Origin of the sequence: Pedobacter sp. 22163 (assembly GCF_052045595.1) — a bacterium.
In the GTDB taxonomy this organism is placed as follows: domain Bacteria; phylum Bacteroidota; class Bacteroidia; order Sphingobacteriales; family Sphingobacteriaceae; genus Pedobacter.
Genome location: NZ_JBQEPM010000007.1, coordinates 253,047 through 278,932 on the forward strand (window position 1 = coordinate 253,047; position 25,886 = coordinate 278,932).

At 38.3% G+C, this 25,886-nt stretch carries 25 protein-coding genes; 20 read left to right on the forward strand and 5 right to left on the reverse strand.

The annotated features are described in order from the left end of the window. Positions 1-76: 76 nt before the first annotated feature. Complete coding sequence (locus ACTJKN_RS19130; protein WP_440827330.1) at positions 77-985, reverse strand: SDR family oxidoreductase; 909 nt, start codon at positions 983-985, stop codon at positions 77-79. 161 nt (positions 986-1,146) lie between these two features. Between ACTJKN_RS19130 and atpD the strand changes: the two genes are divergently transcribed. Continuing rightward, complete coding sequence (atpD, locus tag ACTJKN_RS19135) at positions 1,147-2,649, forward strand: F0F1 ATP synthase subunit beta (protein WP_029276465.1); 1,503 nt, start codon at positions 1,147-1,149, stop codon at positions 2,647-2,649. 79 nt (positions 2,650-2,728) lie between these two features. Continuing rightward, positions 2,729-2,974 (forward strand): ATP synthase F1 subunit epsilon, encoded by a 246-nt coding sequence (atpC, locus tag ACTJKN_RS19140; RefSeq protein WP_029276466.1) that lies wholly within the window; start codon positions 2,729-2,731, stop codon positions 2,972-2,974. A 61-nt stretch (positions 2,975-3,035) separates the two neighbouring features. On the opposite strand, the gene ACTJKN_RS19145 is transcribed toward atpC, so the two are convergent. Next, on the reverse strand, positions 3,036-3,905 hold the full coding sequence (locus ACTJKN_RS19145; protein ID WP_440827331.1) for an alpha/beta fold hydrolase: 870 nt from the start codon (positions 3,903-3,905) through the stop codon (positions 3,036-3,038). A gap of 782 nt (positions 3,906-4,687) precedes the next feature. Here ACTJKN_RS19145 and ilvE point away from each other — a divergent pair. The 17 genes from ilvE to ACTJKN_RS19230 all read left to right on the forward strand — a co-directional run bounded on the left by ilvE (position 4,688) and on the right by ACTJKN_RS19230 (position 22,592). Beyond that, entirely contained in the window at positions 4,688-5,578 is an 891-nt protein-coding gene (gene ilvE, locus ACTJKN_RS19150) for a branched-chain-amino-acid transaminase (protein WP_440827332.1), read from the forward strand. A 109-nt stretch (positions 5,579-5,687) separates the two neighbouring features. Further along, a complete protein-coding gene (locus tag ACTJKN_RS19155; RefSeq protein WP_440827333.1) occupies positions 5,688-6,266 on the forward strand; it encodes an O-methyltransferase in 579 nt (192 codons plus the stop codon). 241 nt (positions 6,267-6,507) lie between these two features. Beyond that, complete coding sequence (gene ilvD / locus ACTJKN_RS19160; RefSeq protein ID WP_440827334.1) at positions 6,508-8,190, forward strand: dihydroxy-acid dehydratase; 1,683 nt, start codon at positions 6,508-6,510, stop codon at positions 8,188-8,190. A 47-nt stretch (positions 8,191-8,237) separates the two neighbouring features. Further along, entirely contained in the window at positions 8,238-8,828 is a 591-nt protein-coding gene (locus ACTJKN_RS19165; protein WP_440827335.1) for an ORF6N domain-containing protein, read from the forward strand. A 21-nt stretch (positions 8,829-8,849) separates the two neighbouring features. Beyond that, positions 8,850-10,601 carry a biosynthetic-type acetolactate synthase large subunit gene (gene ilvB, locus ACTJKN_RS19170; RefSeq protein WP_440827336.1) on the forward strand — a complete coding sequence of 584 codons (1,752 nt, stop codon included), beginning with the start codon at positions 8,850-8,852 and terminating at the stop codon, positions 10,599-10,601. A 90-nt stretch (positions 10,602-10,691) separates the two neighbouring features. Further along, positions 10,692-11,330, forward strand: a complete 639-nt coding sequence (ilvN, locus tag ACTJKN_RS19175) for an acetolactate synthase small subunit (protein ID WP_440827337.1) — start codon at positions 10,692-10,694, stop codon at positions 11,328-11,330. 65 nt (positions 11,331-11,395) lie between these two features. Further along, entirely contained in the window at positions 11,396-11,785 is a 390-nt protein-coding gene (locus tag ACTJKN_RS19180) for a glyoxalase superfamily protein (protein WP_440827338.1), read from the forward strand. Between the two features lie 18 nt (positions 11,786-11,803). Then, positions 11,804-12,268: a DinB family protein gene (locus tag ACTJKN_RS19185; protein ID WP_440827339.1), complete on the forward strand. Its 465-nt coding sequence runs from the start codon at positions 11,804-11,806 to the stop codon at positions 12,266-12,268. A 436-nt stretch (positions 12,269-12,704) separates the two neighbouring features. Beyond that, on the forward strand, positions 12,705-14,186 hold the full coding sequence (gene ilvC / locus ACTJKN_RS19190) for a ketol-acid reductoisomerase (protein ID WP_440827340.1): 1,482 nt from the start codon (positions 12,705-12,707) through the stop codon (positions 14,184-14,186). Between the two features lie 105 nt (positions 14,187-14,291). Beyond that, complete coding sequence (leuC, locus tag ACTJKN_RS19195; protein ID WP_440827341.1) at positions 14,292-15,698, forward strand: 3-isopropylmalate dehydratase large subunit; 1,407 nt, start codon at positions 14,292-14,294, stop codon at positions 15,696-15,698. 32 nt (positions 15,699-15,730) lie between these two features. Next, on the forward strand, positions 15,731-16,075 hold the full coding sequence (locus ACTJKN_RS19200) for an antibiotic biosynthesis monooxygenase family protein (RefSeq protein ID WP_440827342.1): 345 nt from the start codon (positions 15,731-15,733) through the stop codon (positions 16,073-16,075). Between the two features lie 78 nt (positions 16,076-16,153). Further along, a complete protein-coding gene (gene leuD / locus ACTJKN_RS19205; protein WP_440827343.1) occupies positions 16,154-16,738 on the forward strand; it encodes a 3-isopropylmalate dehydratase small subunit in 585 nt (194 codons plus the stop codon). Beyond that, positions 16,738-18,207, forward strand: a complete 1,470-nt coding sequence (locus tag ACTJKN_RS19210) for an ATP-binding cassette domain-containing protein (RefSeq protein WP_440827344.1) — start codon at positions 16,738-16,740, stop codon at positions 18,205-18,207. Before leuD ends, ACTJKN_RS19210 begins: the two co-directional genes overlap by 1 nt. Positions 18,208-18,316: 109 nt before the next feature. Beyond that, positions 18,317-19,408: a 3-isopropylmalate dehydrogenase gene (gene leuB, locus ACTJKN_RS19215; protein ID WP_440827345.1), complete on the forward strand. Its 1,092-nt coding sequence runs from the start codon at positions 18,317-18,319 to the stop codon at positions 19,406-19,408. A 10-nt stretch (positions 19,409-19,418) separates the two neighbouring features. Next, positions 19,419-20,579, forward strand: coding sequence for a 2-isopropylmalate synthase (locus ACTJKN_RS19220; RefSeq protein WP_083488690.1), 1,161 nt, complete (start codon positions 19,419-19,421; stop codon positions 20,577-20,579). 273 nt (positions 20,580-20,852) lie between these two features. After that, positions 20,853-22,103 carry a threonine ammonia-lyase IlvA gene (gene ilvA / locus ACTJKN_RS19225; RefSeq protein ID WP_440827346.1) on the forward strand — a complete coding sequence of 417 codons (1,251 nt, stop codon included), beginning with the start codon at positions 20,853-20,855 and terminating at the stop codon, positions 22,101-22,103. 138 nt (positions 22,104-22,241) lie between these two features. Then, on the forward strand, positions 22,242-22,592 hold the full coding sequence (locus tag ACTJKN_RS19230) for a cupin domain-containing protein (protein WP_440827347.1): 351 nt from the start codon (positions 22,242-22,244) through the stop codon (positions 22,590-22,592). Between the two features lie 150 nt (positions 22,593-22,742). Here the strand turns inward: ACTJKN_RS19230 and ACTJKN_RS19235 are convergent, their stop codons facing one another. Then, a complete protein-coding gene (locus tag ACTJKN_RS19235) occupies positions 22,743-23,303 on the reverse strand; it encodes a DUF4230 domain-containing protein (RefSeq protein WP_440827348.1) in 561 nt (186 codons plus the stop codon). Positions 23,304-23,439: 136 nt separating this feature from the next. On the opposite strand from ACTJKN_RS19235, the gene ACTJKN_RS19240 reads away from it, so the two are divergent. Beyond that, on the forward strand, positions 23,440-23,850 hold the full coding sequence (locus ACTJKN_RS19240; protein ID WP_440827349.1) for a hypothetical protein: 411 nt from the start codon (positions 23,440-23,442) through the stop codon (positions 23,848-23,850). A gap of 6 nt (positions 23,851-23,856) precedes the next feature. On the opposite strand, the gene ACTJKN_RS19245 is transcribed toward ACTJKN_RS19240, so the two are convergent. Continuing rightward, a complete protein-coding gene (locus ACTJKN_RS19245; protein ID WP_440827350.1) occupies positions 23,857-24,849 on the reverse strand; it encodes an ABC transporter ATP-binding protein in 993 nt (330 codons plus the stop codon). 175 nt (positions 24,850-25,024) lie between these two features. Further along, positions 25,025-25,810, reverse strand: coding sequence for an outer membrane beta-barrel protein (locus ACTJKN_RS19250; RefSeq protein ID WP_440827351.1), 786 nt, complete (start codon positions 25,808-25,810; stop codon positions 25,025-25,027). Positions 25,811-25,886: the final 76 nt, after the last annotated feature.

A 25,886-nucleotide genomic window follows, 5' to 3' on the forward strand; every position in this document is an offset into this window, starting at 1 on the left:
ATATATTAATTGGTTCAGTAGTTCATTGGCCATTTGTTTATTAGTATTGTATCCCAATGCACTAATGACTAGTTAACTAATTATCTTTTTTCATCTGCTGATCTAAAATCGCCAAGCCTTCTTCAAAACTATGTGGACGGTAATCTAGATCTTTTATGGTTTTATCTAAAACAAAACCAGTTCTAACCGGTCTTTTAGCCGTTTGGTTTAAACTTGTCGAACTTATTTCATTAATAAATGATTGATCAAGGCTCCAAAACTCGGCAACTTTTCGCACTAATTCTGCAATACTCATGTAATCTTTACCCGATATATGGTAAATTCCTTTTGCATTTTTTTCTACAGCCAACAAGCAGGCTTCAGCTAAATCCTCGGCTAAGGTGGGCATACGCCATTGATCGTTTACTACATTAACAGGCGATGCTTTTTCTAGTACTTCTTTGGCCCACAGTACGATATTGCTCCGGCTCATATCACTGCTTATTCCATATACCAGTATTGTTCTTAAAATTGCCCAGTTTGCTTTTGAGTTCTTCAACAGCTCTTCCGCCAGTACTTTCGATTCGCCATAATAACTTACAGGATTAACTGTATCCTCTTCTTTATATGGTCCGTTGGCACCATCAAAAACAAAATCGGTACTTAAATGAATAAGTTGAATGTTCTTTTCTTCACATATTGATATCAGCGTTTGAACTGCATCTACATTTAATTGGCGGCAAAGCGCTTTATTGGCCTCACAAGTATCAACATTGGTCATTGCTGCGGTGTGCACAATGACATCAGGACTGTATCTTTCGATAACTTCCCTAACCTGAGCAGCATTCAAAATATCCATTTCTGCATATCCATACCCATCCTTTACCGGATAACGATTTGTCCCTTTAGAAGTGGCAACAAGCTTTACCCTGCCTTCGGCGAGAATTTTTTGAGTTAATTTCTGTCCTAAAAGACCGTTGCTACCTGTTGTTAAAATGGTTTTCATATGCCTTATTTATGGCTCTAAATTATCTATAAAAACCATGTTGAAAAAATTTATAATATATATTTAAAATTAAGTAAGAATAACTTAACTTTGCCAACCGAATTGGAGCCCCTATAAACAGCTTTAATTCATTGACTGTAATAAATTTACTCACAACAGATATGCCTAACTTAGGAAAAATAGCACAAATTATCGGCCCAGTGGTTGACGTTAGCTTTGCTAATGATGCCCATCTACCTAAAATTTTTGATGCGTTAGAGATAACGAAAGAAAATGGACAGAAAATTGTTTTAGAAGTTCAACAGCACTTAGGTGAAGATCGTGTACGCGCAATCTCAATGGACTCTACAGACGGTTTAGTTCGTGGAATGGACGTAGTTGATACTGGTGCTGCGATTAAAATGCCAGTTGGCGACCAAATTAAAGGTCGTTTATTTAATGTAGTTGGTGAAGCGATTGACGGTATCAACACAGTTGATAAAACTGATGGTCGTCCTATCCATGCTACTCCTCCTAAGTTCGAAGATTTATCAACTGAAACTGAGGTACTTTTTACAGGTATTAAAGTTATCGATTTATTAGAGCCATATGCAAAAGGTGGTAAAATCGGTTTATTCGGTGGTGCTGGTGTAGGTAAAACGGTATTAATTATGGAGTTGGTTAACAACATCGCTAAAGCTTATGCTGGTTTATCAGTATTCGCAGGTGTTGGTGAACGTACCCGTGAAGGTAACGATTTACTTCGTGAGTTTATCGAGTCAGGCGTTATCAACTATGGTGACGAATTCTTACACTCAATGGAAAAAGGTGGATGGGATTTGAAAGCTGTTGATACTGAAAAATTAAAAGAGTCTAAAGCAACATTGGTTTTCGGACAAATGAACGAGCCTCCTGGTGCACGTGCACGTGTAGCATTATCAGGATTAACTGTTGCTGAATATTTCCGTGATGGAGATGGCGAAGGCGCTGGAAAAGACATCCTTTTCTTCGTTGATAACATCTTCCGTTTTACACAGGCAGGTTCTGAGGTATCGGCTTTATTAGGTCGTATGCCATCAGCTGTAGGTTACCAACCAACACTGGCAACTGAGATGGGTTTAATGCAAGAGCGTATTACTTCAACAAAACGTGGATCAATTACATCAGTACAAGCGGTATATGTACCAGCCGATGATTTAACTGACCCGGCTCCGGCAACAACTTTTGCCCACTTAGATGCTACTACAGTACTTTCGCGTAAAATTGCTGAGCTAGGTATTTATCCTGCGGTAGATCCATTGGATTCTACTTCACGTATCCTTTCTCCTGCTGTTTTAGGTGACGAGCACTATAACACTGCACAACGTGTTAAAGAAACTTTACAACGTTATAAAGAATTACAAGATATTATCGCGATCTTAGGTATGGACGAATTATCTGAAGAAGATAAATTAGTGGTATCAAGAGCACGTCGTGTTCAGCGTTTCTTATCTCAACCTTTCCACGTAGCTGAGCAATTTACCGGCTTAAAAGGTGTATTGGTTGACATTAAAGATACCATCAAAGGATTTAACATGATCATGGATGGTGAAGTTGATGAGTATCCAGAAGCTGCATTTAACTTGGTTGGTAGCATTGAAGATGCGATCGAAAAAGGTAAAAAATTATTAGCAGAAGCGAACTAAGAGACTTGAGACACTAGATTTGAGATGTGAGAGGGACTTAGTCTCAAACCTCATATCTCACATCTCCAATCTAAAAAAAATGAATTTAGAAATATTAACTCCAGATAAAAAAGTTTTCGAAGGTGAAGTAACAGCAGTTACGGTTCCTGGTACTTTAGGCTCTTTCCAGATTTTAAAAGACCATGCCCCTATCATCTCTACTTTAGAAGATGGAGAAGTTATTATAAAAGCAAACAAAGCTGATGAGCAACGCTTTTTTATTAAAGGCGGTGTGGTAGAAGCTATTCACAACAAAATTGTGGTTTTAGCTGAAGGCGTCGCTTAAGCAAAATAATTAACTCATTTAGAAGCCTCCCGATTTAAAAATCAGGGAGGTTTTTTTTATGTTATTGTTTAACAAAATAACAAACTGTTGCCGTAAATTCCTCATTGTGTTCATAATAAAGCATGTGCGAGCCATCTATCTGCACTACTTTTTGATTGGAAAATTTATAATTTTTATAATAATCCGGGCCAACCGCATGATCATCCTTACCCGTTATAATCAAGGTCGGTGTTTTAATCTCACTGGTAAGTAAAGCATAATCTTTAAAATATTCCGGATACTTCTGCACTTTTGTGCTATCCATCAAAGGCATAAAAAGTATCATTCCAAAATCTGATGTACGTTTATAGGAATTTTCGATGCTGTCCATTTTGATAATGGTATTTACATCATTGGCAATATATTTATATCCAAGATGCACCGCGCTTAACTTTTTTCTAACCATCGCCGCTCCATTCATTAATTTTTTAAAATCTGTTTCATTTATAGTGGTATCCTTTTTTAGTAACCGATATCCATATTCAATTTGTTCCTTCACCTGGTTTGGATTCATGAAATGGGCTATTGTATTCGCCATGACGATGCCAGATAAATGTTCTGGATACTTCAAGGCATAGTTAATGGCCAGAATACCACCAAATGAATGACTAAGTAAGTACACTTTTTCTACGCCCAATTTCAACCGCAGTTCTTCAACATCTTGAACAATCCGATCTAAACTATAATTTTTTGCATTTTGCGAATGACCAGATCCTCTTTGATCCAGATAAACCATTGTTAAACATTTCTCCAGATTTGCTCCACCCATTTTTTCAAAGGAAAGAAAGTCCTGACCAGGGCCTCCATGCAAGTAGATACAAACAGGTCCTTTGCCTGCTACCTTAACAGATAATTTTACTGCATCAGAAGTTAAAACGGTCTGGTTCCCCATTTTGAGATGTGAGTTTGAATCTGACGGGGAACAACCACTAAATAATACGAATAAAACAACAAAAAAGATATAAATTGTTTTTATAGGAATAGTTTCTAATATTAAATTACACCGCTTTACAATAAACAATCAAGCAAGTTTAATAATACTTAATATCCACAAAAAAACACCAATAATTCTTGGCATTTTAACATCAAAATATGACCTGAATTTTCAATTTCATACAGCCTTTAACTCGTTTTAGGCAGAAAAATAGAAAATTTATAATGCAAGCATAACAAACAGACTGTATACCGTTTTGATATTTGGTCTACGGCTATCGGCATTAAATAACTAATCCAACTCTAGTTAAGAATAATATTCTGATTATTAATATATTTTCGAAATAATATTCTTATTTAACTTTTTTCTGATTTCTCTTGCATATTAATGAACCAAAAACTAAATTGGTTTTTATAAACAATAAGATAACAATGACTATTCAGAATAACATATTTTCTACCGCTACTACTGCAAAAGCAGCTGGTAATGTAGTGTTGTTACCTGTCATTTTACTTAACCTCCTACTCCTAAACATTTTATGGGGTAATAAGCGGACGCAGTTTAAATAGATTTAAAAAAACTAAATATACCTAAAGCGTCCCGATACAAACGGGACGCTTTTTTTAAATAACAAAAAGACAGTATTATGAACCGTCCATAATAAATAGTCAAAATAAAAAATGGAATGCTTATTTACCGTAGTAAGCTCCATCTGACGGTTAAAACATAAGAATAAACAGATGAAATACTATAATTCTAATACGATTATTTACCTTGATGGACAGTTTGAAAAGGCTGTAAATAGCAGTACCGACCTTTACGGGCAGTCGCTACACTACGGCTATGCTGCTTTCGAGGGTATTAGAGCCTATAAAACACACAACGGCAACCGCATTTTCAAAGCCGCCGCCCATTTCGATCGCTTAGAGCGTTCCTGCCAGTTGGCAAACATTCCTTTCCCATGGGATAAACAGGAATTAATTGCAGCAACTTATAAATTACTTCAGTTGAACAAACTGAAAGATGCTTATATACGTCCCCTGGTATTTTGCCACCCGAACATGAAATTAAACGGGCCGAGTGGGGTTTCGATCTTAATCTGTGCCTGGGAATGGGATGCATATTCAGGCAACAAATTGTTGAAATTAACGGTTTCCGATTACGAAAGACCAAACCCAAAATCGATTCCAATGGAGGCGAAATTGAGTGGAAACTATGTTAATTCTATTTTAGCTACTACAGCGGCAAATATTAAGGGTTATGACGAGGCTTTACTTTTGGATATGCACGGTTTTGTTGCCGAGGCATCTGGAGCAAACATTTTTCTTGAAAAAGACGGAAAACTGTTTACGCCGTCTTTAGGGAACATTTTACCAGGTATTACACGTGCAACCGTAAAAGAGCTTTGCACTGTTTTGGATATAGAATGCATTGAGAAAAAATTAACCACAGAAGATCTTAAAAATGCCGACAGCGCTTTCTTATGCGGAACAGCAACTGAAATAGCAGGGATAGCATCAATTGATGATATTGTGTATCGCCCGTTGTGGAGAGAATCTCTCGGTTATACCATACAGCGCGCTTATAAAAACCTGGTACTGGAAAAAGTGAATTACGAAGTGATTATATAGCGACAAGCATACTGGCTGCTAGTTAAATAGTTCATTGTTGATGGCCGATTAAACTATAAACCATCAACCAAAAAGAATTCTAAACAATAAAAAACTACTTTAAAAACAGATGACTGAAGAAATCAATCAACACTTCCCGAAGGCCTACCAGCAAATTAATGGTGCAACAAAAGCATCAGGATTTGACATGGCATCTGATGTGTTGACCTGCTCTTTGCTCAGAACACTTGCTGCTACAAAACCTTCAGGTAAATTTCTGGAGCTTGGAACAGGAACAGGTTTATCTACTTCCTGGATATTAGATGGTTTAGATCAAAATAGTACACTTACCTCGATAGATAATGACGCTAAATTTTTAGCGATTGCCAAAACTTTTCTTGGTGAGGATGAACGCTTAACATTAGTTGACACCGATGGTGCCGAATGGATTGAAAAGAATAAAGATAAAAAGTTCGATTATATTTTTGCTGATACATGGCATGGGAAATACCTGCTTTTAGAGGAAGCTTTATCCATGCTTAACAGCGGCGGACTTTATATCATTGATGACATGCTGCCACAATCAAATTGGCCTGATGGCCACCAGGATAAGGCTATAAAATTGATCAAAGATTTAGAATCCCGTGAAGATCTGCAATTAACCAAGCAGGTTTGGGCAACAGGAATCGTGATCGGAGTAAAAAAATAAATAAGATTAAATAGTTCTTTACTTTTTTAAATAGTTAGTATGTTTGTGATTCATCAAAGACATGAATATAAACACAAACATTATTAGCAACCTAATTATTGTCATTTCTCAAAAGAGAGGTGGAAATCGTTGCGTATAATATTAAAATATACCATATCGAAACCGCCTCCCATAAGAGGCGGTTTTTTTTGCCTCAAAAAGAAATAATTGAATACAACAGAATACATACACTTTTAAAACAATGAGCGAATTAAACAAGTACAGTAAAACATTTACACAAGACCCAACACAACCGGCAGCGCAAGCTATGCTTTACGGAATCGGATTAACTGATGCTGATATGGCTAAAGCACAGGTCGGTATTGCAAGTATGGGTTACGATGGTAACACCTGCAATATGCACCTTAACGATCTTGCAAAAGACGTCAAAGCTGGGGTCTGGAAAAATGATTTAGTGGGCTTGGTTTTTAATACCATTGGTGTAAGTGATGGGATGAGCAACGGTACTGATGGAATGCGTTACTCGCTGGTTAGCCGCGATGTAATTGCTGATAGTATCGAAACCATATGTGGTGGCCAATATTACGATGGAATTATCTCGATCCCAGGCTGCGATAAAAACATGCCTGGCGCGATTATGGCCATGGCACGTTTAGATCGCCCTTCAATTATGGTTTATGGTGGTACGATTGCACCAGGCCATTACAAAGGCGAAGAATTGAACATCGTTTCAGCTTTCGAAGCGCTGGGGCAGAAAATATGCGGCAACCTTTCTGAGGAAGACTACCAGGGCATCATAAAACATACCTGCCCTGGTGCAGGTGCTTGTGGAGGAATGTATACTGCAAACACAATGGCATCAGCAATTGAGGCCTTAGGTATGAGTTTGCCTTATTCATCTTCAAATCCTGCAATCAGCGAGGAGAAAAAACAAGAATGTTTAGATGCGGGTAAATACATCAAAATTTTATTAGAGAAAGATATCAAACCATCTGATATCATGACGAGAAAAGCATTCGAAAATGCCATTCGTTCTATTATCATTTTAGGTGGCAGTACGAATGCAGTATTACATTTTATTGCAATGGGTAAAGCTATCGGTATCGAAATCACCCAGGATGATTTCCAACGGATGAGTGATGTAACACCGGTACTTGCCGATTTCAAACCTAGTGGAAAATACTTAATGCAGGATTTACACCAATATGGTGGTATCCCTGCTGTACTAAAATATTTATTAAACGAGGGTTTATTACATGGCGATTGTTTAACTGTTACCGGAAAAACCATGGCTGAGAATTTAGCTGATGTAAAATCGATCATGGATTATGATCAAAAAATCATTCAGAAATTAAGTGAGCCGATTAAAGCCACTGGTCACCTACAGATTCTTTACGGAAACCTGGCAGAAAAAGGTTCTGTTGCAAAAATAAGTGGTAAAGAAGGTGAGAAATTTGAAGGCCCTGCACGTGTATTTGATGGTGAGCACGATTTAATTGCCGGAATTTCAAGCGGGCGTGTTCAACCTGGCGATGTAATCGTAATTAAAAATTCAGGTCCGGTAGGTGCGCCAGGTATGCCAGAAATGTTAAAACCAACCTCAGCAATTATTGGTGCAGGCTTAGGTAAATCGGTAGCTTTAATTACCGACGGACGTTTCTCTGGTGGTACACATGGATTTGTGGTTGGTCACATTACACCTGAATCTTACAAAGGTGGCTTAATAGGCTTGGTAGAAGATGAAGACCGGATTTTGATCGATGCGGTAAACAACATCATTAGCTTACAAGTAAGTGACGAAGTGATTGCAGAACGTAGAAAAAACTATGTACAACCAGCGTTAAAAGTAACAAAAGGTGTTTTATATAAATATGCTAAAACAGTTTCAGACGCAGCTAGCGGTTGCGTAACTGACGAATATTAAAATCAAAAAATCATCCCCAGATTAATTGATTACTAAGAAAATAGATTATGCAAATAATTAAAAGTATTCAGAATAGGATTTATGAAATCCGGGGAGAAAGAGTAATGCTGGATTTCGATTTGGCATCGCTTTATGAAGTTGAAACGAAGGTGCTGAATCAGGCAGTAAAACGTAACGTAAAGCGTTTTCCTGAAGATTTTATGTTTCAGTTAACTTCTGCTGAGTTTGAAGAGATAAGACTTCAGATTGATGCAAGTAATCAGGGTACATCATCACAAATTGTGGTGACAGGCGGGACCAACTTGAAGTCACAAATTGTGACTTCAAGTTGGGGAGGTACCCGAAAATTGCCTTATGCCTTTACTGAGCAGGGTGTTGCCATGCTGAGTGGTGTTTTGAAGAGCGATAAGGCAATTAACATGAATATTGCCATTATGAGAGCTTTTGTTGACGTTCGGAAAATTTTGCTGAAGCAAAGCAACCTTAACGAACAGTTAACAGAAATTAAAGAACGGATTGGCGAACATGATGTTCAGCTCAACGAGCTGTATGATGCAATGGAAAATTTAATAGACGAGAAAATTGCTCAATTAAAATGGAACGACAGACAAAGAATTGGGTTTAAAATTAAAGAATAGTAGAACCGCAAAAACATAACTATGGAAACTGCACAAGATACAATACAACAAAACGAGGCAAAAGCAGAAACCTCAAAAACCTTATTCAAAGGAACAGGCTCGCAGGTTTTGTTGAATGGATTAATTGAAGAAGGTGTAACAACCATTTTCGGTTATCCGGGAGGAGCAATCATGCCTATTTATGATGCTCTTTATGATTATGCTGATAAATTAGAACATATCTTGGTTCGCCATGAGCAAGGTGGTATCCACGCTGCTCAGGGCTTTGCAAGAGCAAGCGGCGAAGTTGGTGTTGTTTTCGCGACCAGCGGACCAGGTGCAACCAATTTGGTTACTGGCTTGGCAGATGCGCAAATCGATAGTACGCCATTGGTTTGTATTACCGGACAGGTTTTCGCCCACTTATTGGGAACGGATGCTTTTCAGGAAACTGATGTGATCAACATTACTACTCCAGTTACAAAATGGAACTATCAGGTTACTGATGCCAAAGAAATTCAAGAAGTATTGGCTAAAGCTTTTTACATCGCGAAAAGCGGCAGACCAGGTCCTGTTTTAATCGACATTACCAAAAATGCACAGTTACAATTAGAGGAATTCCCCGAATATGTAAAATGCAATCACATCCGCAGTTATCGTCCAAAACCAAAAGTTAGGATCGAATATATCGAGCAGGCAGCCGAATTAATCAATTCAGCAAAAAAACCTTTTATTCTATTCGGACAAGGTGTTATTTTGGGTAAAGCTGAAGAAGAATTCAAAGCTTTTATCAATAAATCAGGTATCCCTGCTGCATGGACCATTATGGGCGAAGGTGCTATCCCAACTTCACACCCGCTTAATGTAGGTATGTTAGGGATGCATGGTAATTATGGGCCAAACGTATTAACCAACGAAGCTGATGTAATTATTGCCATCGGTATGCGTTTTGATGATCGCGTAACCGGTCGTTTAGATAAATATGCCAAACAAGCTAAAGTGGTACATTTAGATATCGACCCTGCAGAAATTGATAAAAATGTTAAGGCTGAGGTTGGCGTTTGGGGCGATTGTAAAGAAACTTTACCCCTACTAACCAATTTAGTTAACGAAAACAAACACGAAGATTGGTTAGCTAAGTTCAGACAATATAACCAAGAAGAAATAGATCAAGTCATTACTCCGGAACTTTATCCAACAGGTGATGAAATGACCATGGGCGAAGTATTGCGCAACATCAACGAAATCTGTGGTGGTGATGCCGTAATCGTTACCGATGTTGGTCAGCACCAAATGGTAGCCTGTCGTTATGCTAAATTTAACAATACCCGCAGCAACATTACTTCTGGTGGTTTAGGTACAATGGGCTTTGGTTTACCAGCAGCAATTGGCGCTAAATATGGTGCGCCTGATAAAACCGTTATCGCTATTATCGGTGATGGTGGTTTCCAGATGACGCCTCAAGAGCTGGGTACCATTATGCAATTCGGTGCGGCAGTAAAAATTCTGATCCTGAACAACCGCTTTTTAGGTATGGTTCGTCAATGGCAACAGCTTTTTCATGATAAACGTTATTCTTTCGTGAATATCACCAGTCCTGACTTTGTTGCTTTAGCAAAATCGTACTATATCGAAGCGAGCAAAGTTGATGAGCGTGCAAACTTAAGACAGGCATTAGAAACCATGATCAACCATGAAGGTTCTTATTTATTAGAAGTAATGGTAGGCAGAGAAAATAATGTTTTCCCAATGGTTCCTCAAGGAATGAGTGTAAGCGAAATCAGGCTGAAGTAGACTGAAAGATTAAAGCAGAAAGACTAAAGCGAAAAATAGCATAAACAAAACCTTCGTGGCCTTTGTGCCTTGGTGGTAAAAATTTTGGACATGAGTACTGAAAATACAATAGAACATAAAATAGATAAAGCCGATTTAGACGGAAAGCAGGAATACACCATTACGGTTTATGCCGAGAACCGCATCGGATTATTAAATAGGATTGCGATTATTTTCTCGAAAAGAAAAATCAATATCGAAAGTTTAAACAGTTCCGCATCAGAAATTGAAGGAATACACCGTTTCAACATCGTCATCCACGAAGGTTACGAAGTAGTGAGAAAGCTGGCCCGTCAGATAGAAAAACAGATTGAGGTATTGAAAGTTTATTTCAACACCAACGAAGAAATTATCTGGCAGGAACTGGCGCTTTACAAAGTTTCTACAGATGAAATTGCAGAAAAAGTAACTGTAGAACGCTTATTAAGACAATACGGTGCGAGCGCGGTAGTGATCCGTAAAGATTATACTGTTTTTGCAGTTACGGGTCACCGCGAAGAAACCGATGCTTTGGTAAAAGCTTTAGAACCTTACGAATTAATTGAATTTGTGAGATCTGCAAGAGTAGCCATTATTAAAGACAGTGCAGGTTTCCACGAAAAACTGAAAGAATTCGAAGCTTTCGAACCAGGTGAAGAATTGGTAGAAAACGAGTTTTTAGAAAAAGGACAGAAGATTTTTACGATGTAAGGTCTACAACAAATCCGTCATTGCGAGGAGGAACGACGAAGCAATCTTTAAGAAAAATCGAGAACATGAAATGCAATAAAGCCATACCGATTTTAAGAATTTTCGATTACGATAAAGCAGTAGAGTTTTACGTAAACTGGCTGGGCTTTAAAATAGACTGGGAACACACGTTTGAAGAAAATACCCCTGTTTATATGCAGATTTCATTAGGTGGCATCGAACTCCATTTAAGTGAGCACCATGGAGATAGTTCTCCCGGCGCAAATGTATATGTAGATTGCATAGGATTGAAAGCATTTCATAAAGAAATAATAGATAAAAAATATAAGTACAACAGGCCAGGTTTGGAGAAAACTTTTTACGGAACCTGGGCAGTAACAGTAAACGACCCGTTCTTTAACAAGATTACCTTTAACGAAACATTAACCGAAGCTGAACAACAAAACGATAATTAGATAGATACGAATTATAATATGATGAACGAGGTATTTGATTTTATAATAAACTCACGCAAGGCATTTATTAAGTTGATAGATGATTTAACCATCGAAGAATTGAATAAAATTCCCGATGGTTACAACAATAATATTATCTGGAACTTTGGCCACATTGTAGTGAGCACACAAACGCTTTGTTATGTTCGTACAGGTGTATTGCAAGATGCTGCTTCGGTAAAATTTAACGAGTATTATAAAAAGGATACAAAGCCAACTTACACCGTAACAGAAGAAGAAGTAGCAGAATTGAAAGTTATAGCATTGGAAAGCATTGAAAAAATAAAAGAAGATTATGCAAACGGAAAATTTTCAAACATCACTCCTTTTACAACAGCTACCTATGGCGTACAGATGAACAGCATTGAAGAAATTCTGATCACAACTATTGGCCACGATAATGTACACCATGGCTATGCATGGGCACTGAAAAGACAGGTATAAAAAGATGTAAGATGGATGAGGGTTTGAAAAACAGGCCCAACTAAAATAAACCCGATAGCAGTAAAAATTTTAGACTGTGCTTCGACTACGCTCAGCATGACAGTCTAAAATTTTTACGAAAAGCGGGACTGAAACAACCGAAAAGCACAGGAACCTGCTTTTCAAATAAAAAACTGGTGAAATCACTATATCTGTGAAATCAAACCGAAGGAAAAAAATGGATGATAGAAACGGATGAGACATAAACCGATAATAAAAAAATCAATGTAATCACCTCATCTGTGTAATCAACCCGAAGGAAAAAAATGGATGATGGAAAACGGATGAGATATGAACCGATAATAAAAAATCAGTGTAATCACCTCATCTGTGTAATCAACCCGAAGAAAAAAGAATATATAACGATAATTAAATAGAAATTAACCAATAAAAAACAATGGCAAATTATTTTAACACATTACCTCTTAGAGAAAAATTAAACCAATTAGGTGTTTGCGACTTCATGGACAGTTCTGAATTTTTAGATGGCGTTAGCGCATTAAAAGGCAAAAAACTGGTAATTGTAGGTTGTGGCGCACAAGGCTTAAACCAAGGTTTAAATTTAAGAGATAGTGGTTTAGATGTAAGCTACACTTTACGTAAGGAAGCAATTGAAGGCAAACGCGATTCGTGGAAAAATGCAACTGAAAACAATTTTACAGTTGGTACCTACGAAGAGTTGATTCCGAATGCAGATGTAGTAATTAACCTTACTCCAGATAAACAACACACCGCTGTTGTAAATGCAATTATGCCTTTAATGAAAGAAGGTGCTACTTTGTTATATTCTCACGGTTTCAATATCGTTGAAGAAGGTATGCAGATCCGTAAAGATTTAACCGTTATTATGGTTGCGCCTAAATGCCCTGGTAGCGAAGTTAGAGCAGAATATGTTCGTGGTTTTGGTGTTCCTACCTTAATTGCAGTTCACCCTGAAAACGATCCTCAAGGTAAAGGATTGGCACAGGCAAAAGCATATTGCGCTGGTACAGGCGGTCACAGAGCTGGTGTATTAAAATCATCTTTCGTAGCGGAGGTAAAATCAGATTTAATGGGCGAGCAAACCATCCTTTGTGGTTTATTGCAAACAGGTTCTATTCTATCTTTCGATAAAATGGTAGAAAAAGGAATCGATGCAGGTTATGCTTCTAAATTGGTTCAATATGGTGTTGAGGTAATTACCGAAGCCTTAAAACAAGGTGGTATTACGGCCATGATGGATAGATTAAGCAATGTAGCTAAAATCAAAGCTTTCGAAATTTCGGAAGAATTGAAAGATATTATGCGCCCATTATTCCAAAAACACCAGGATGATATTATGAGTGGCGAATTTAGCCGTACCATGATGGAAGATTGGGCAAATGGCGATAAAAATTTATTAAAATGGAGAGCCGAAACAGGTGAAACTGCTTTCGAAAAAACGCCTGCTGGTGATGTTAAAATCGGTGAGCAGGAATATTTCGATAACTATACTTTAATGGTTGCTTTTGTTCGCGCTGGTGTTGAATTGGCCTTCGAAACAATGGTACAGGCAGGTATCAAACCAGAGTCGGCTTACTACGAATCGTTACACGAAACACCACTTATTGCCAACACCATTGCACGTAAGAAATTGTTCGAAATGAACCGTGTAATTTCTGATACTGCTGAATACGGTTGTTATTTGTTCGATCAGGCTTGTAAACCGCTTTTAGCTAATTTCATGAAAAAAGTAGATACTGATTTAGTTGGTAAAAACTTCAATGAAGGTAAAGATGGCGCTGTTGATAACAGACAATTAATCGATATCAACGAGGCTATCCGTTCTCACCAGGTAGAACAAATTGGAGCTACTTTGCGTAAAGCAATGACTGCCATGAAAGCGATTAAAACAGCATAGAAACAAAAAGAATGTCATCCTGAGCCTGTCGAAGGAATTCTTTTTGTTTCTCTAACGAAAAAGTCTTCGACAAGCTCAGATTGACAAACATTAAATAATAACAAAATGTCAAAAACATTAGTAGAAAAAATTTGGGATGCTCACGTTGTAAAAAGTGAAGAAGGATTTCCTGATATTTTATACATTGATACACACTTAATACACGAGGTTACCTCTCCGCAGGCATTTGATGGTTTGCGCAAAAGAGGATTACCTGTTTTTCGTCCGAAACAGACTGTAGCAACGGCCGATCATAACGTACCTACGTTAAATCAATTGTTACCAATTAAAGAGGAGCTTTCGCGCTATCAGGTAGATATGTTAACCAAAAATTGTGCAGAATTCGGCATAGAACTGTATGGTTTAGGGCATCCTTTTCAAGGCATTGTGCATGTTATCGGCCCTGAATTGGGTATCACCTTACCTGGTAAAACAATGGTTTGCGGCGATAGCCATACCTCTACCCATGGTGCTTTTGGTGCCATTGCATTTGGTATCGGTACTTCGCAGGTAGAACAGGTTTTTGCAACGCAATGTTTATTGCAATCGAAACCTAAGACCATGAAAATTGAGGTAAACGGCGAACTTGGAAAAGGCGTTGGTGCAAAAGACATTATCTTATACATTATTGCTAAAATCTCTGCCGCAGGCGGTACAGGTTACTTTATAGAATATGCAGGTTCGGCAATCGAAGCTTTAAGTATGGAAGCCCGTATGACGATCTGTAACATGAGTATCGAAATGGGTGCACGCGGCGGATTAATTGCACCCGATCAAACCACTTTCGATTACATTAAAGGAAGAGAATTTGCTCCAGCTGGCGAAGAGTGGGATAAAGCCTTGGCTTATTGGAAAACATTATATAGTGATGCTGATGCGAAATTCGATAGTGTTTTAACTTTTGATGCCGCAGATATCGCACCTATGATTACCTATGGTACAAACCCAGGAATGGGTATGGGTATTCAGGAACATATTCCGGCAACTGGTGCACAACCAGAAAAAGAAAAACTTTCGTACCAGAAAGCGTTAGATTATATGGGCTTTGATGACGATTCTTCATTAATCGGGAAACCGGTTGATTATGTATTCATTGGAAGCTGCACCAACTCACGCATTGAAGATTTACGCGAAGTTGCCGATTTTGTTAAAGATAAACGCAAAGCCGATAATGTTACGGTTTGGATTGTTCCGGGATCGAAACAAGTTGAGCAACAAGCTAAAAACGAAGGTTTGGATAAAATTTTCGAAGCCGCTGGTTTCCAATTACGCGAACCGGGTTGTAGTGCCTGTTTAGGAATGAACGAAGATAAAATCCCGGCAGGTAAATATTGTGTGTCTACATCAAACAGAAACTTTGAAGGTAGGCAAGGTCAAAATGCACGTACATTATTGGCCAGTCCACTTACTGCGGCAGCAGCAGCCGTAACCGGAAAAATTACCGACGTAAGGGATTTGTTGGAGAAGGTTTAACCCCTAAATCCCCTAAAGAGGACTTGAGCAAGATGAATAATAATATTACCAGTAGTCAATTTAAAGCCCCCTCAAGGGGGTTGGGGGTTCTAGAAGTTGCCATATTAAATGTAAAAGCCGGATTATCGGCTGATTTTGAAAAAGCTTTTAACGAAGCACAAAAAATCATTTCCTCAATGGAAGGTTACATTTCGCATCAGCTTCAAAAATGTATAGCGGTAGAAAATAAATATATCCTGCTGGTAAACTGGAAAACACTGGAGGCACATACCGAAGGTTTCAGAGGATCAGCAGCATACCAGGATTGGAAAAAGTTATTACATCACTTTTATGATCCTTTCCCAACAGTTGAACACTTTACCAAGGTAGAAGGCTGAAGGTTTATAATAAATATTAAATCAGTGAAATCACCCCAATCGGTGAAATCATTTAAATCTGTGTAATCATCATTAATAATGAAAAAATTCACAAAATTAACATCGGCAGTAGTGCCTTTAAATATAGAGAACATCGATACCGACCAGATTATCCCTGCGAGGTTTCTAAAAGCGACTACCCGCGAGGGTTTCGGCGAAAACTTGTTCCGCGATTGGCGTTATGAAAACGATAACCAGCCTAAAGCTGATTTCGTGATGAATAACCCAACCTACAGCGGTCAGGTTTTAGTGGCAGGAAAAAACTTTGGTTGTGGCAGTAGTCGCGAGCATGCTGCGTGGGCTATTCAAGATGCTGGTTTTGACGCGGTAATCAGCAGTTTCTTTGCCGATATCTTTAAAGGAAATGCCTTGAACAATGGTTTATTACCAATCCAGGTAAGTGATGAGTTCCTGGCGCAGATTTTCAACGCGGTTGACAGTAATCCAAAATCGGCTTTAGAAGTTGATTTAGAAAACCAAACGGTTACCATTGTAGAAACCGGTGCTCAGGAATCATTTGAAATCAATCCTTACAAAAAGTCATGTCTGATAAATGGTTATGATGATATCGATTTCATTTTAAACCAGAAACAATTAATTGAAGAATTTGAACAGGCAAAATAATGCTTAAACCATTTGTCTATATACAAAACCTGAACTTAAGTTACCGCAATAAAGCGGTGCTAAAGGATTTGTATTGGGAAGTAAATGTGTGCCAAAACTGGGTTTTATGGGGTGAAAGTGGGAGCGGAAAAACTTCTTTGGCTAAAGCGATTGCTGGTTTAATTCCTTCACAGGGTAGCATTGAAATCAATTACGACGCCCAAAGTAAATTACCGGCCGAAGTTTTATTTGTAGAAAGCTGGTATCAGTTTAAAAATCTCGAAGGTGTTGCAAACTTTTATTATCAGCAACGCTACACCAGTTTACAGGCCAATGATACTTTAACAGTACATGCAGAACTGGTAGCTTATGGCAAAGAAAAAGGACTTCATTTCGATCTGGTTGAACCCATTTTAGAAGCACTGGGCTTTGCTACTTTTGCCAGTTCACAGCTAATCGAATTATCAAGTGGCGAACATAAAAAACTGCAGTTGGTTAAAGCCTTATGGTTAAAACCCCAATTGTTAATTATCGATCAGCCTTATACCGGTTTAGATAAAGCATCGCGCAAAAACCTGAATACACTTTTGGACCAGATTACAGCAGAAGGTGTACAATTAATTTTAATCTGTAATGATTTAGAATTTCCAGAAAGCATCGATTCTTTTGCGGAGATTATAGACGGGCAGATTGTAAGCTCATTTTCAAGAGAAATTGGAGATCTTCCACCCGAAATACATAAAAGGAAAATCCCTGCTTTTTTAAAGGAGTCGCCAATTTACTCATCAACTGATATGGTAAAGATGGTTGATGTCAACATCAGCTATGGCGAAAAACAGGTGCTAAAAAATATCAACTGGGAAGTTAAAGCTGGCGAAAAATGGTTATTGCAAGGCCCTAATGGCTCAGGAAAATCTACTTTATTGAGTTTAATAAACGGCGATCACCCCCAATCTTACGCCAACGAGCTTTATTTATTTGGCAACAGGCGTGGAACTGGCGAAAGCATTTGGGATATTAAGCAGCACATTGGTTTAATATCGCCCGAGTTTCATTGGTACTTCGATGCCACTTCAACCGTTTGGAAATGTGTTGCTTCGGGCTTTTACGATACCGTGGGCCTGTTTCAGCAATTGCCTTATAGCAAAAGAGCACAAGTTGATGAGCTGATTGAATATTTTGGATTAACCGAAAACAAAAATGAATTATTAACCGCGCTTCCACTTGGTAAACAACGATTGGTATTGTTAGCGCGGACAATTATAAAAAATCCGGAACTATTAATTCTGGATGAACCTTGTCAGGGTTTAGACCAACAGCAAACAAAACATTTTAACCAATTGGTTGATGAACTGTGCAGCAACGGTATGACCTTAATTTACGTTGGCCATTTTGAATCGCAGCTGCCAACCTGCATAGAAAAAAGAATATTGTTAGAAAAAGGCGAGGTAAAAGTCGTCGAAAGTTTAAACACAGAAATATTAAGCTGATGCAAGCTTAGCCACGGAAAGACGATAACCACGGAAACAAAATTTTTCAGTGATTTCTGTGCTTCCGTGGCAACCAATAAGCAATTGTAAAGCAAAAGAGGAGTCAACAATGAAGAAGAACATTTTAGTAATACCTGGAGACGGTATTGGGCCCGAGGTTACCACCTGGGGAAAAGCAGCATTAGAAAAAATTGCCGAAATTTTTGGCCATGAATTTGTGTTCGAAGAAGCTTTAATGGGCCATGCGGCTATTGAAGTTACCGGCGAGCCTTTGCCAGATGAAACGTTAGAAAAAGCAAGACAAAGTGATGCTATCCTTTTTGGAGCCATTGGCCACGCCAAATATGATAACGACCCAAGTTTAAAAGTTAGACCGGAACAAGGCCTGTTAAAAATCCGTAAGGAACTGGGTTTATTCGCTAATCTCCGTCCGATATTACTATTTGATGAACTTCTTCAGGCATCGAGCATCAAACCGGAAATTTTAAGAGGGACCGATATTTTATTTTTCCGCGAATTAACCGGCGATGTTTACTTTGGCGAAAAAACACGCTCAGAGGACCGTAATACGGCTTCAGATTTAATGATTTATCACCGTTATGAAGTAGAACGCATTGCGCATAAAGCTTACCAGGCTGCACAACAACGTAACAAAAGATTATGTTCTGTAGATAAAGCCAATGTTTTAGAAAGTTCTCGCTTATGGCGCGAAACCGTTCAGGAAATTGCAAAACAATATCCTGATGTAGAAACTGAACATATGTTTATCGATAATGCAGCCATGCAGTTGATCAAAAACCCTAAAAAATTCGACGTGGTTTTAACGGCGAATTTATTTGGAGATATTTTAACAGATGAGGCTTCACAGATTGCAGGTTCAATGGGTATGCTGGCTTCGGCATCTGTTGGCGAAAGCACAGGTTTCTTCGAGCCGATCCACGGTTCTGCACATGATATTGCAGGTAAAGATTTAGCTAATCCATTGGCTTCTATCCTATCGGCAGCATTAATGTTAGAAATCGGCTTCGGACTAAAAGAAGAAGCCAAATTATTGGTTGAAACCATCGACCAGGTATTGAAAGAAGGTTTTAGAACACATGACATTGCCGACCAAAATACAAACCGGTTTAAAGTTTTAGGCACAGCCGAAATGGGCAAATTGGTTCTTAAATTCTTATCACAAAAATTAATCACTTCCTAAACTTAAGATTATGATTCACGACCCGAACAAAGTTTATATTTTCGACACGACATTGCGTGACGGTGAGCAGGTTCCAGGCTGCCAGTTAGATACAAACCAAAAAGTAGAAATCGCTAAATCACTTGAGCTTTTAGGTGTTGATGTGATTGAAGCAGGTTTCCCGGTATCCAGTCCAGGAGATTTTAACAGTGTAATTGAATTATCAAAAGCGGTTACCAACCCTATTATCTGCGCATTAACCCGTGCAAATAAAAATGATATCGATGTTGCTGCAGATGCTTTACGTTACGCGAAAAGACCTCGTATCCACACCGGGATTGGTTCATCCGATTTCCACATTAAACATAAATTTAACAGTACCCGCGAAGAAATCTTAGAACGTGCTGTTGAAGCTGTAAGGTATTCGAAAAAATTTGTGGAAGATGTTGAATTCTACGCAGAGGATGCTGGCCGTGCAGATATCGAATTTTTAGCCAAAATGGTTGAAGCAGTAATTGCTGCTGGTGCCACCGTGGTAAATATTCCAGATACTAACGGTTATTGCTTACCAGACCAATACGGCTCGAAAATTCTTTTTTTGAAAGAGAATGTCAAAAATATCGATAAAGCCATTATCTCTGTGCACTGCCACAACGATTTAGGCTTAGCTACAGCGAATTCTATCGCAGGCTTACAAAATGGTGCCCGCCAGGTAGAATGTACCATTAACGGCATCGGAGAGCGTGCAGGCAATACATCTATGGAAGAAGTCGTCATGATTTTGAAAACGCACAAGATTTTAGGTTTAAACACCCAAATTGATGCTACCCGTTTCTATGAAATGAGCCATATGGTGCGGAACCAGATGAATATGCCAGTACAACCAAATAAAGCAATTGTTGGTGGAAACGCATTTTCACATAGCTCAGGCATCCACCAGGATGGTTTCTTGAAGAACCGTGAGAACTATGAAATTATTAAACCAGAAGATGTTGGTTTCCCTGATGCAACCATTGTATTAACAGCAAGAAGTGGACGTCATGCATTAAAACACCATTTAGACCGTTTAGGCCATAAATTGGAAAAAGATCATTTAGATATTGTTTACAAACAATTTTTGGTTTTAGCCGATAGCAAACAAGGCATTAACGATTACGATTTAAACCAATTGGTTGCTTTGCATTTGGCGTAAAAGCTGAAAGGTTAAAGACTAAAGCTAAAACCGATCGGCGAATTGCCTTAAAAACTTTGAGGGGTGTCCCCCTTTGGAGGGGGCAGGGGGAGGATTTAAGTTTGAAACACAAACTTAGTTCACCTAAACCTAATTGGAATGAACATGAAGCGCAGCGGAATAAAATGTAAAGCAGGACAGCTGCAACCGATGGAACACCAAACCCTGCTTTACAAAAAAATACAAGTGAAATATAAGTCTCGATACTCATATCTCTCTTCTTGATACTAAATTATGAATACTACAACACCGAATACACTAGATTTTTTATCTGCATCGCAAAGATTAAAAGGGGTGGTAAAGCGTACGCCTTTAGAGTTTAATGCCGGACTTTCTGCTCATTACAATGCCAATATTTATTTAAAAAGAGAAGACCTGCAGATTGTACGCTCATACAAATTGCGTGGTGCCTACAATAAAATTAGCTCCTTGCCACAAGACGCATTAATTAACGGTGTAGTTTGTGCTAGTGCGGGGAACCATGCACAAGGTGTGGCCTATTCATGTAAAAAACTCGGCATTAAGGGGGTTATTTTTATGCCAGAGATTACGCCGAAACAAAAGGTTAAACAAACTTATATGTTCGGTGGCGACAATGTTGAAGTGGTTTTAGTAGGCGATACTTTTGATGATTGTTTAAAAGAAGCTTTAGCTTACAGTGCCGAAAAGTCAGCCACTTTCATCCCACCTTTCGATGATGAAAAAGTAATTGAAGGACAAGCAACGGTTGGTGTAGAAATTTACGAAGATCTGCCTGATCTGGATATCATCGTAATGCCTGTAGGTGGCGGCGGTTTGGCATCAGGCGTGAGCGCTTACATGAAAACCGTTAAACCTGAAGTGAAATTAGTTGGTGTTGAACCACTTGGTGCACCATCAATGGTTACGGCAATGGAATATGGCGGTCCTTTTACTTTAGAAGAAATAGACCGCTTTGTGGATGGTGCAGCTGTAAAAAGAATTGGTCATATCACCTACGAATATTGTAAGGAACTGCTTGATCAGATGCATTTAATCCCTGAAGGAAAAATCTGTACGACCATTTTAAAATTGTATAACGAAGATGCCATTGTGGTTGAACCTGCCGGAGCACTGTCTGTGGCTGCATTAGATCAGCTTAAAGACCAGATTGCAGGTAAAACGGTAGTTTGTATCGTAAGCGGTGGAAATAACGATATTGAGCGTATGCAGGAGATTAAAGAGAAATCTTTGCTTTTTGAAGGCCTGAAACATTATTTCATTGTACGTTTTCCACAAAGACCAGGTGCTTTAAAGTTATTTGTGAATGAAGTTTTAGGTCCACAGGATGATATTACCCGTTTCGAGTTTATTAAAAAAACAAATAAAGAAAATGGTCCTGCCTTGGTTGGCATCGAGCTTTCTAATAAAAACGATTATGCAAGTTTATTGCAACGCATGAAAGATTTTAAGTTTGAAATTATTGAGCTAAACCAGGATCAGACTCTGTTTGAATATTTGGTTTAAAGTTCTTTAACCGCCAAAATAATTTCGTCATTTCGAGCGGAGTGCAATGAAGTCGAGAAATCTATTATAGATCTCTCCGTTTCGCTACGCTGCAGTCGAGATGACGATTTTTTGCACCATGACACAACTTATAAAAAAATGAATTTCAAAGACTTAAGCAACAAAGCATTAATTTCTAACAGTGACATAGATTGGGAAGATTTAGGCGCAGGCGTTAAACGCAAAATTATGGCTTACGATGACCAGTTGATGCTGGTTAAGGTAGAGTTTGAAAAAGACGCTATTGGTACCATTCACAATCATCCTCACTTACAAATGAGTTATGTAGCCAAAGGAAGTTTTGAAGTAACTATGGGTGATGATAAAAAGATATTAAACGAGGGAGATGTGTTCTTTGCCCCATCAAATGTATTTCATGGCGTGGTTTGTTTAGAAGCCGGATTGTTGATCGATATTTTTAATCCGCATAGGGAAGATTTTTTGAAGTAAATTTTGATTAAGTCGTCATGCTGAATTTATTTCAGCATCTATCCTGCAGAATTTCTTACCTTTCCACAAAGTCCCTGAACTAAATCCGATAGCCATCGGATCAGGATGACGATCGCTTAACCTTACACCCTAAACCCTCCACCTTAAACCCTACTCAAAAGTAAACCTCACATTCTTATAGCCCAAACCTTCTATAATCGGTTTAAGTACGGTTGTAGCATTGGTTTTAGTTTGTGTTAAAATATCCGATTTTTTAACCTCAGCAGTTACCTGTCTTTCAGCCGCTTTATACGCTTCATCTACCAAACCCGCTTCGCGAAAGAAAGCCATTTTCGTATCGTAAACACGGGAGTTTTTATGGTCGATTTTTACATAACATATTTCGGGCTGTGGTAAATTTACTACAGCGGTGTCCGCATCAATATCAATATCTTCACGCGTAATTTTTGTTAAGTCGATACAGCCTACTGCTTCGGCTTTAACAATCAATAAAACACTGGCTTCGGGTAAAAAGTCTGTTTTATTTTTGTGTTCTAAAACATCGCTGATCTGATACCTTACCAGTTCTAATTTGCCAATAGCCTCAATTTTCTCTACCAGAAGCTGATGTTTGCTCTCGACAGAGGTATTGATACTGAACTTTTTAGAGATAAATAAATATCCCGAAACGATTAAAATTAACCATGGTAAGAGGCGAAAAAAGAGCTTCATATTTTAAAAAAATAGGATGATAACATTTGTGTATTTAATCTGTTGCACAATAATTAATCCATTAATCCACAATTATATTTTTTTGGCAACAGATTTGTAATACCAATATCACACACACAAATAAAAACTAATCAACATGAAAAAATTTACCATCTTAATGCTTTGCATTGCCACACTAGGTCTGGCTTCTTGCAAAAAAGACACGATTGTTCAACCAGCAAATGCCATTTTAACTGTAGTTAAAGATATATCTCCTAATGCATGGGTGTTAAGCAATGACCAAAAAACATTTACAGCAGATATTTCTATTCCTGAAATAGACCAGTATCATGTAGACAATGAAGGAACTTTGGTTTACATTTCTTACAATAGCGGTGCAAGTTATATTGCATTACCATTTGTTTATAATGTTGATGCTTACAGCTTCGAAGTATATAAAGGTGGAGTATCTATCGACGTACAAAGTTCAGATTACCAGGCAACAACTCCGATAAAACCTACATCAACAGTAAGGGTAAAAATAGTTCTTGTTGGAAACGATTTATAATAAGTATTAAAACTCTAAAAAACGACTGATGTTCAATTGAACGTGGTCGTTTTTTTTATGCTCTCCCCTGTTCAGCTGCAAGGCGCGGATGTTCACGCTATTTCTTTCCAAAAGCAGTTCATCATAAAAACCTTTGTAGTACACATCCTTCACCTCATAGCGCCTGCTGCTCCAACTATTGCTTATTTCAGCCCATTCGGGGTAAAAAACAACGAATTCTTTTTCCGTTTTTAAACCAATTTTTTCGGCATCGGCTTTCGATAAAACCACGGCATTGCCTAAAATCTGAGCGGTATAAATGTGTTTAGGATGCTGGTAAATTTCTGCCGGTTTTCCTGTTTGCAGTAATTCTCCATTTTTTATTATAAGTAACTGATCGGCCAGGAATAAACCATCAGCCGGATCGTGAGAAACCAAAATCACAGTAACACCAGTTTCGGAGGCTACTCGTTTAATATCGGCACGCAGTTGATTCTTAAGTAGTGCATCAACCTGACTAAAAGGTTCGTCTAAAAGTAAAACCTGCGTATCTGCAACCATGGCTTTAGCTATAGCCACACGCTGTTGCTCTCCCCCGCTCAGTTCGATGATTTTTTTATTCTGGAGTGGCGAAATCCGAAGATGCTCCATAATCTGGAGCGTTTTTTCAGCTTTCGTTTTAAGATCGGTATTCGATAGCTGTGAAGCAATATTATCGTAAACCTTCGCGTAAATATTTAACGAAAAATCCTGCGTAACCATTTTCATCTGTTTGTGGCCAGGGATAAGTTGTTCATCAGGGCCTTTAATCCTTTGATCTTCAAAAAAGATTTTACCCTCATCGGTTTTCAGTAATCCATAAATGGATTTCAGTAAGGTCGATTTTCCACTTCCACTCTCTCCGATTATGGCCACTACATCGCCTCTTTTAATTTCGAAACTTACATTTTTAATACCTCCGGCCTGTTCTGCCTGATATTGCTTGGTTAGGTTTTTAACGCTGATTATGGTATTGCTCACGTGGTAAAGATAAGAAAAAGGTAGAGGGTTTTAAGGTGAAAGGTTTAAGGTAAATATGAGACGAAATAAAAAATCCTGTCTCGCCTAACCGAAACAGGATCTGTTTATTTGTTTTGTTGACGCCCTACATTTTCAGGAGGGTTTCATCAAGTCCCCTTCAGCGGATTTAGGGGCGTTAATTTAATCCGAAGGTAACTCCAAAGCTCATGTTTTTTAAGCCAGCTTGTTGAGTGGTAGTAAACATATCATTAAAGTAATACTTGGTAAATAATCCTATACCACCATAGCCAAACCTAACTGTACCTCCATAACGAACCGATTGAAAGTGGTAGCTATCATATTGCTTTTCTTTACCCCGCTCTTCACTTATCTGTTTAATTTTTCCGTTTAGCAAAAAGCTAACCTCCGGACCTAAAACCAGGTAAAATCTTTTGCTGTTTTTGTTTTCGCTGGTACGGAATTCGAAGTTTAAAGGAATGTGCACATAACTACTAGAGAAACGGTTTTTAGAGAAATGTACAGGCGCCTGGTCAGTATATACAAATTCATTAGAGTTTTTAGCAATGGTAATATCTTTTCGTAAGCGGATCAATGTCCAGTCGAACCCACCCGCTACATAAACTTTAAAATTAGAGTTGAAACGGTAGCCAAATTGCAAAACATCGAAAGAGAAAGTACTGGTTTTGCCATCTTTATAATCCAAAAAATCGTTGTTTGGAGATAAGTTGAAACTGCCATTATCGATTAACCTGGAGAAACCTAAATCAACCCTGGTAAAAGTAATCCCGCCTACAAAACGGCCTTTTTTAACTGAATCTGCAGATTTAGTTTTAATTATGATACCATGTCCTTCACTATAATCCATTTTCTTCTTGGTACTATCTTGTTGTGCAAAAGCACCTGGAGCCATAACACCGGCAAGCCCGCTTACCAAAAGTGTTGTATAAATTAGACGTTTCATATGTGTGTGTTGTTGAGTTATCGAATGAGTGAATTATTGAATGGGTAAATTATTGAATGAGTGAATGGTTTGAATC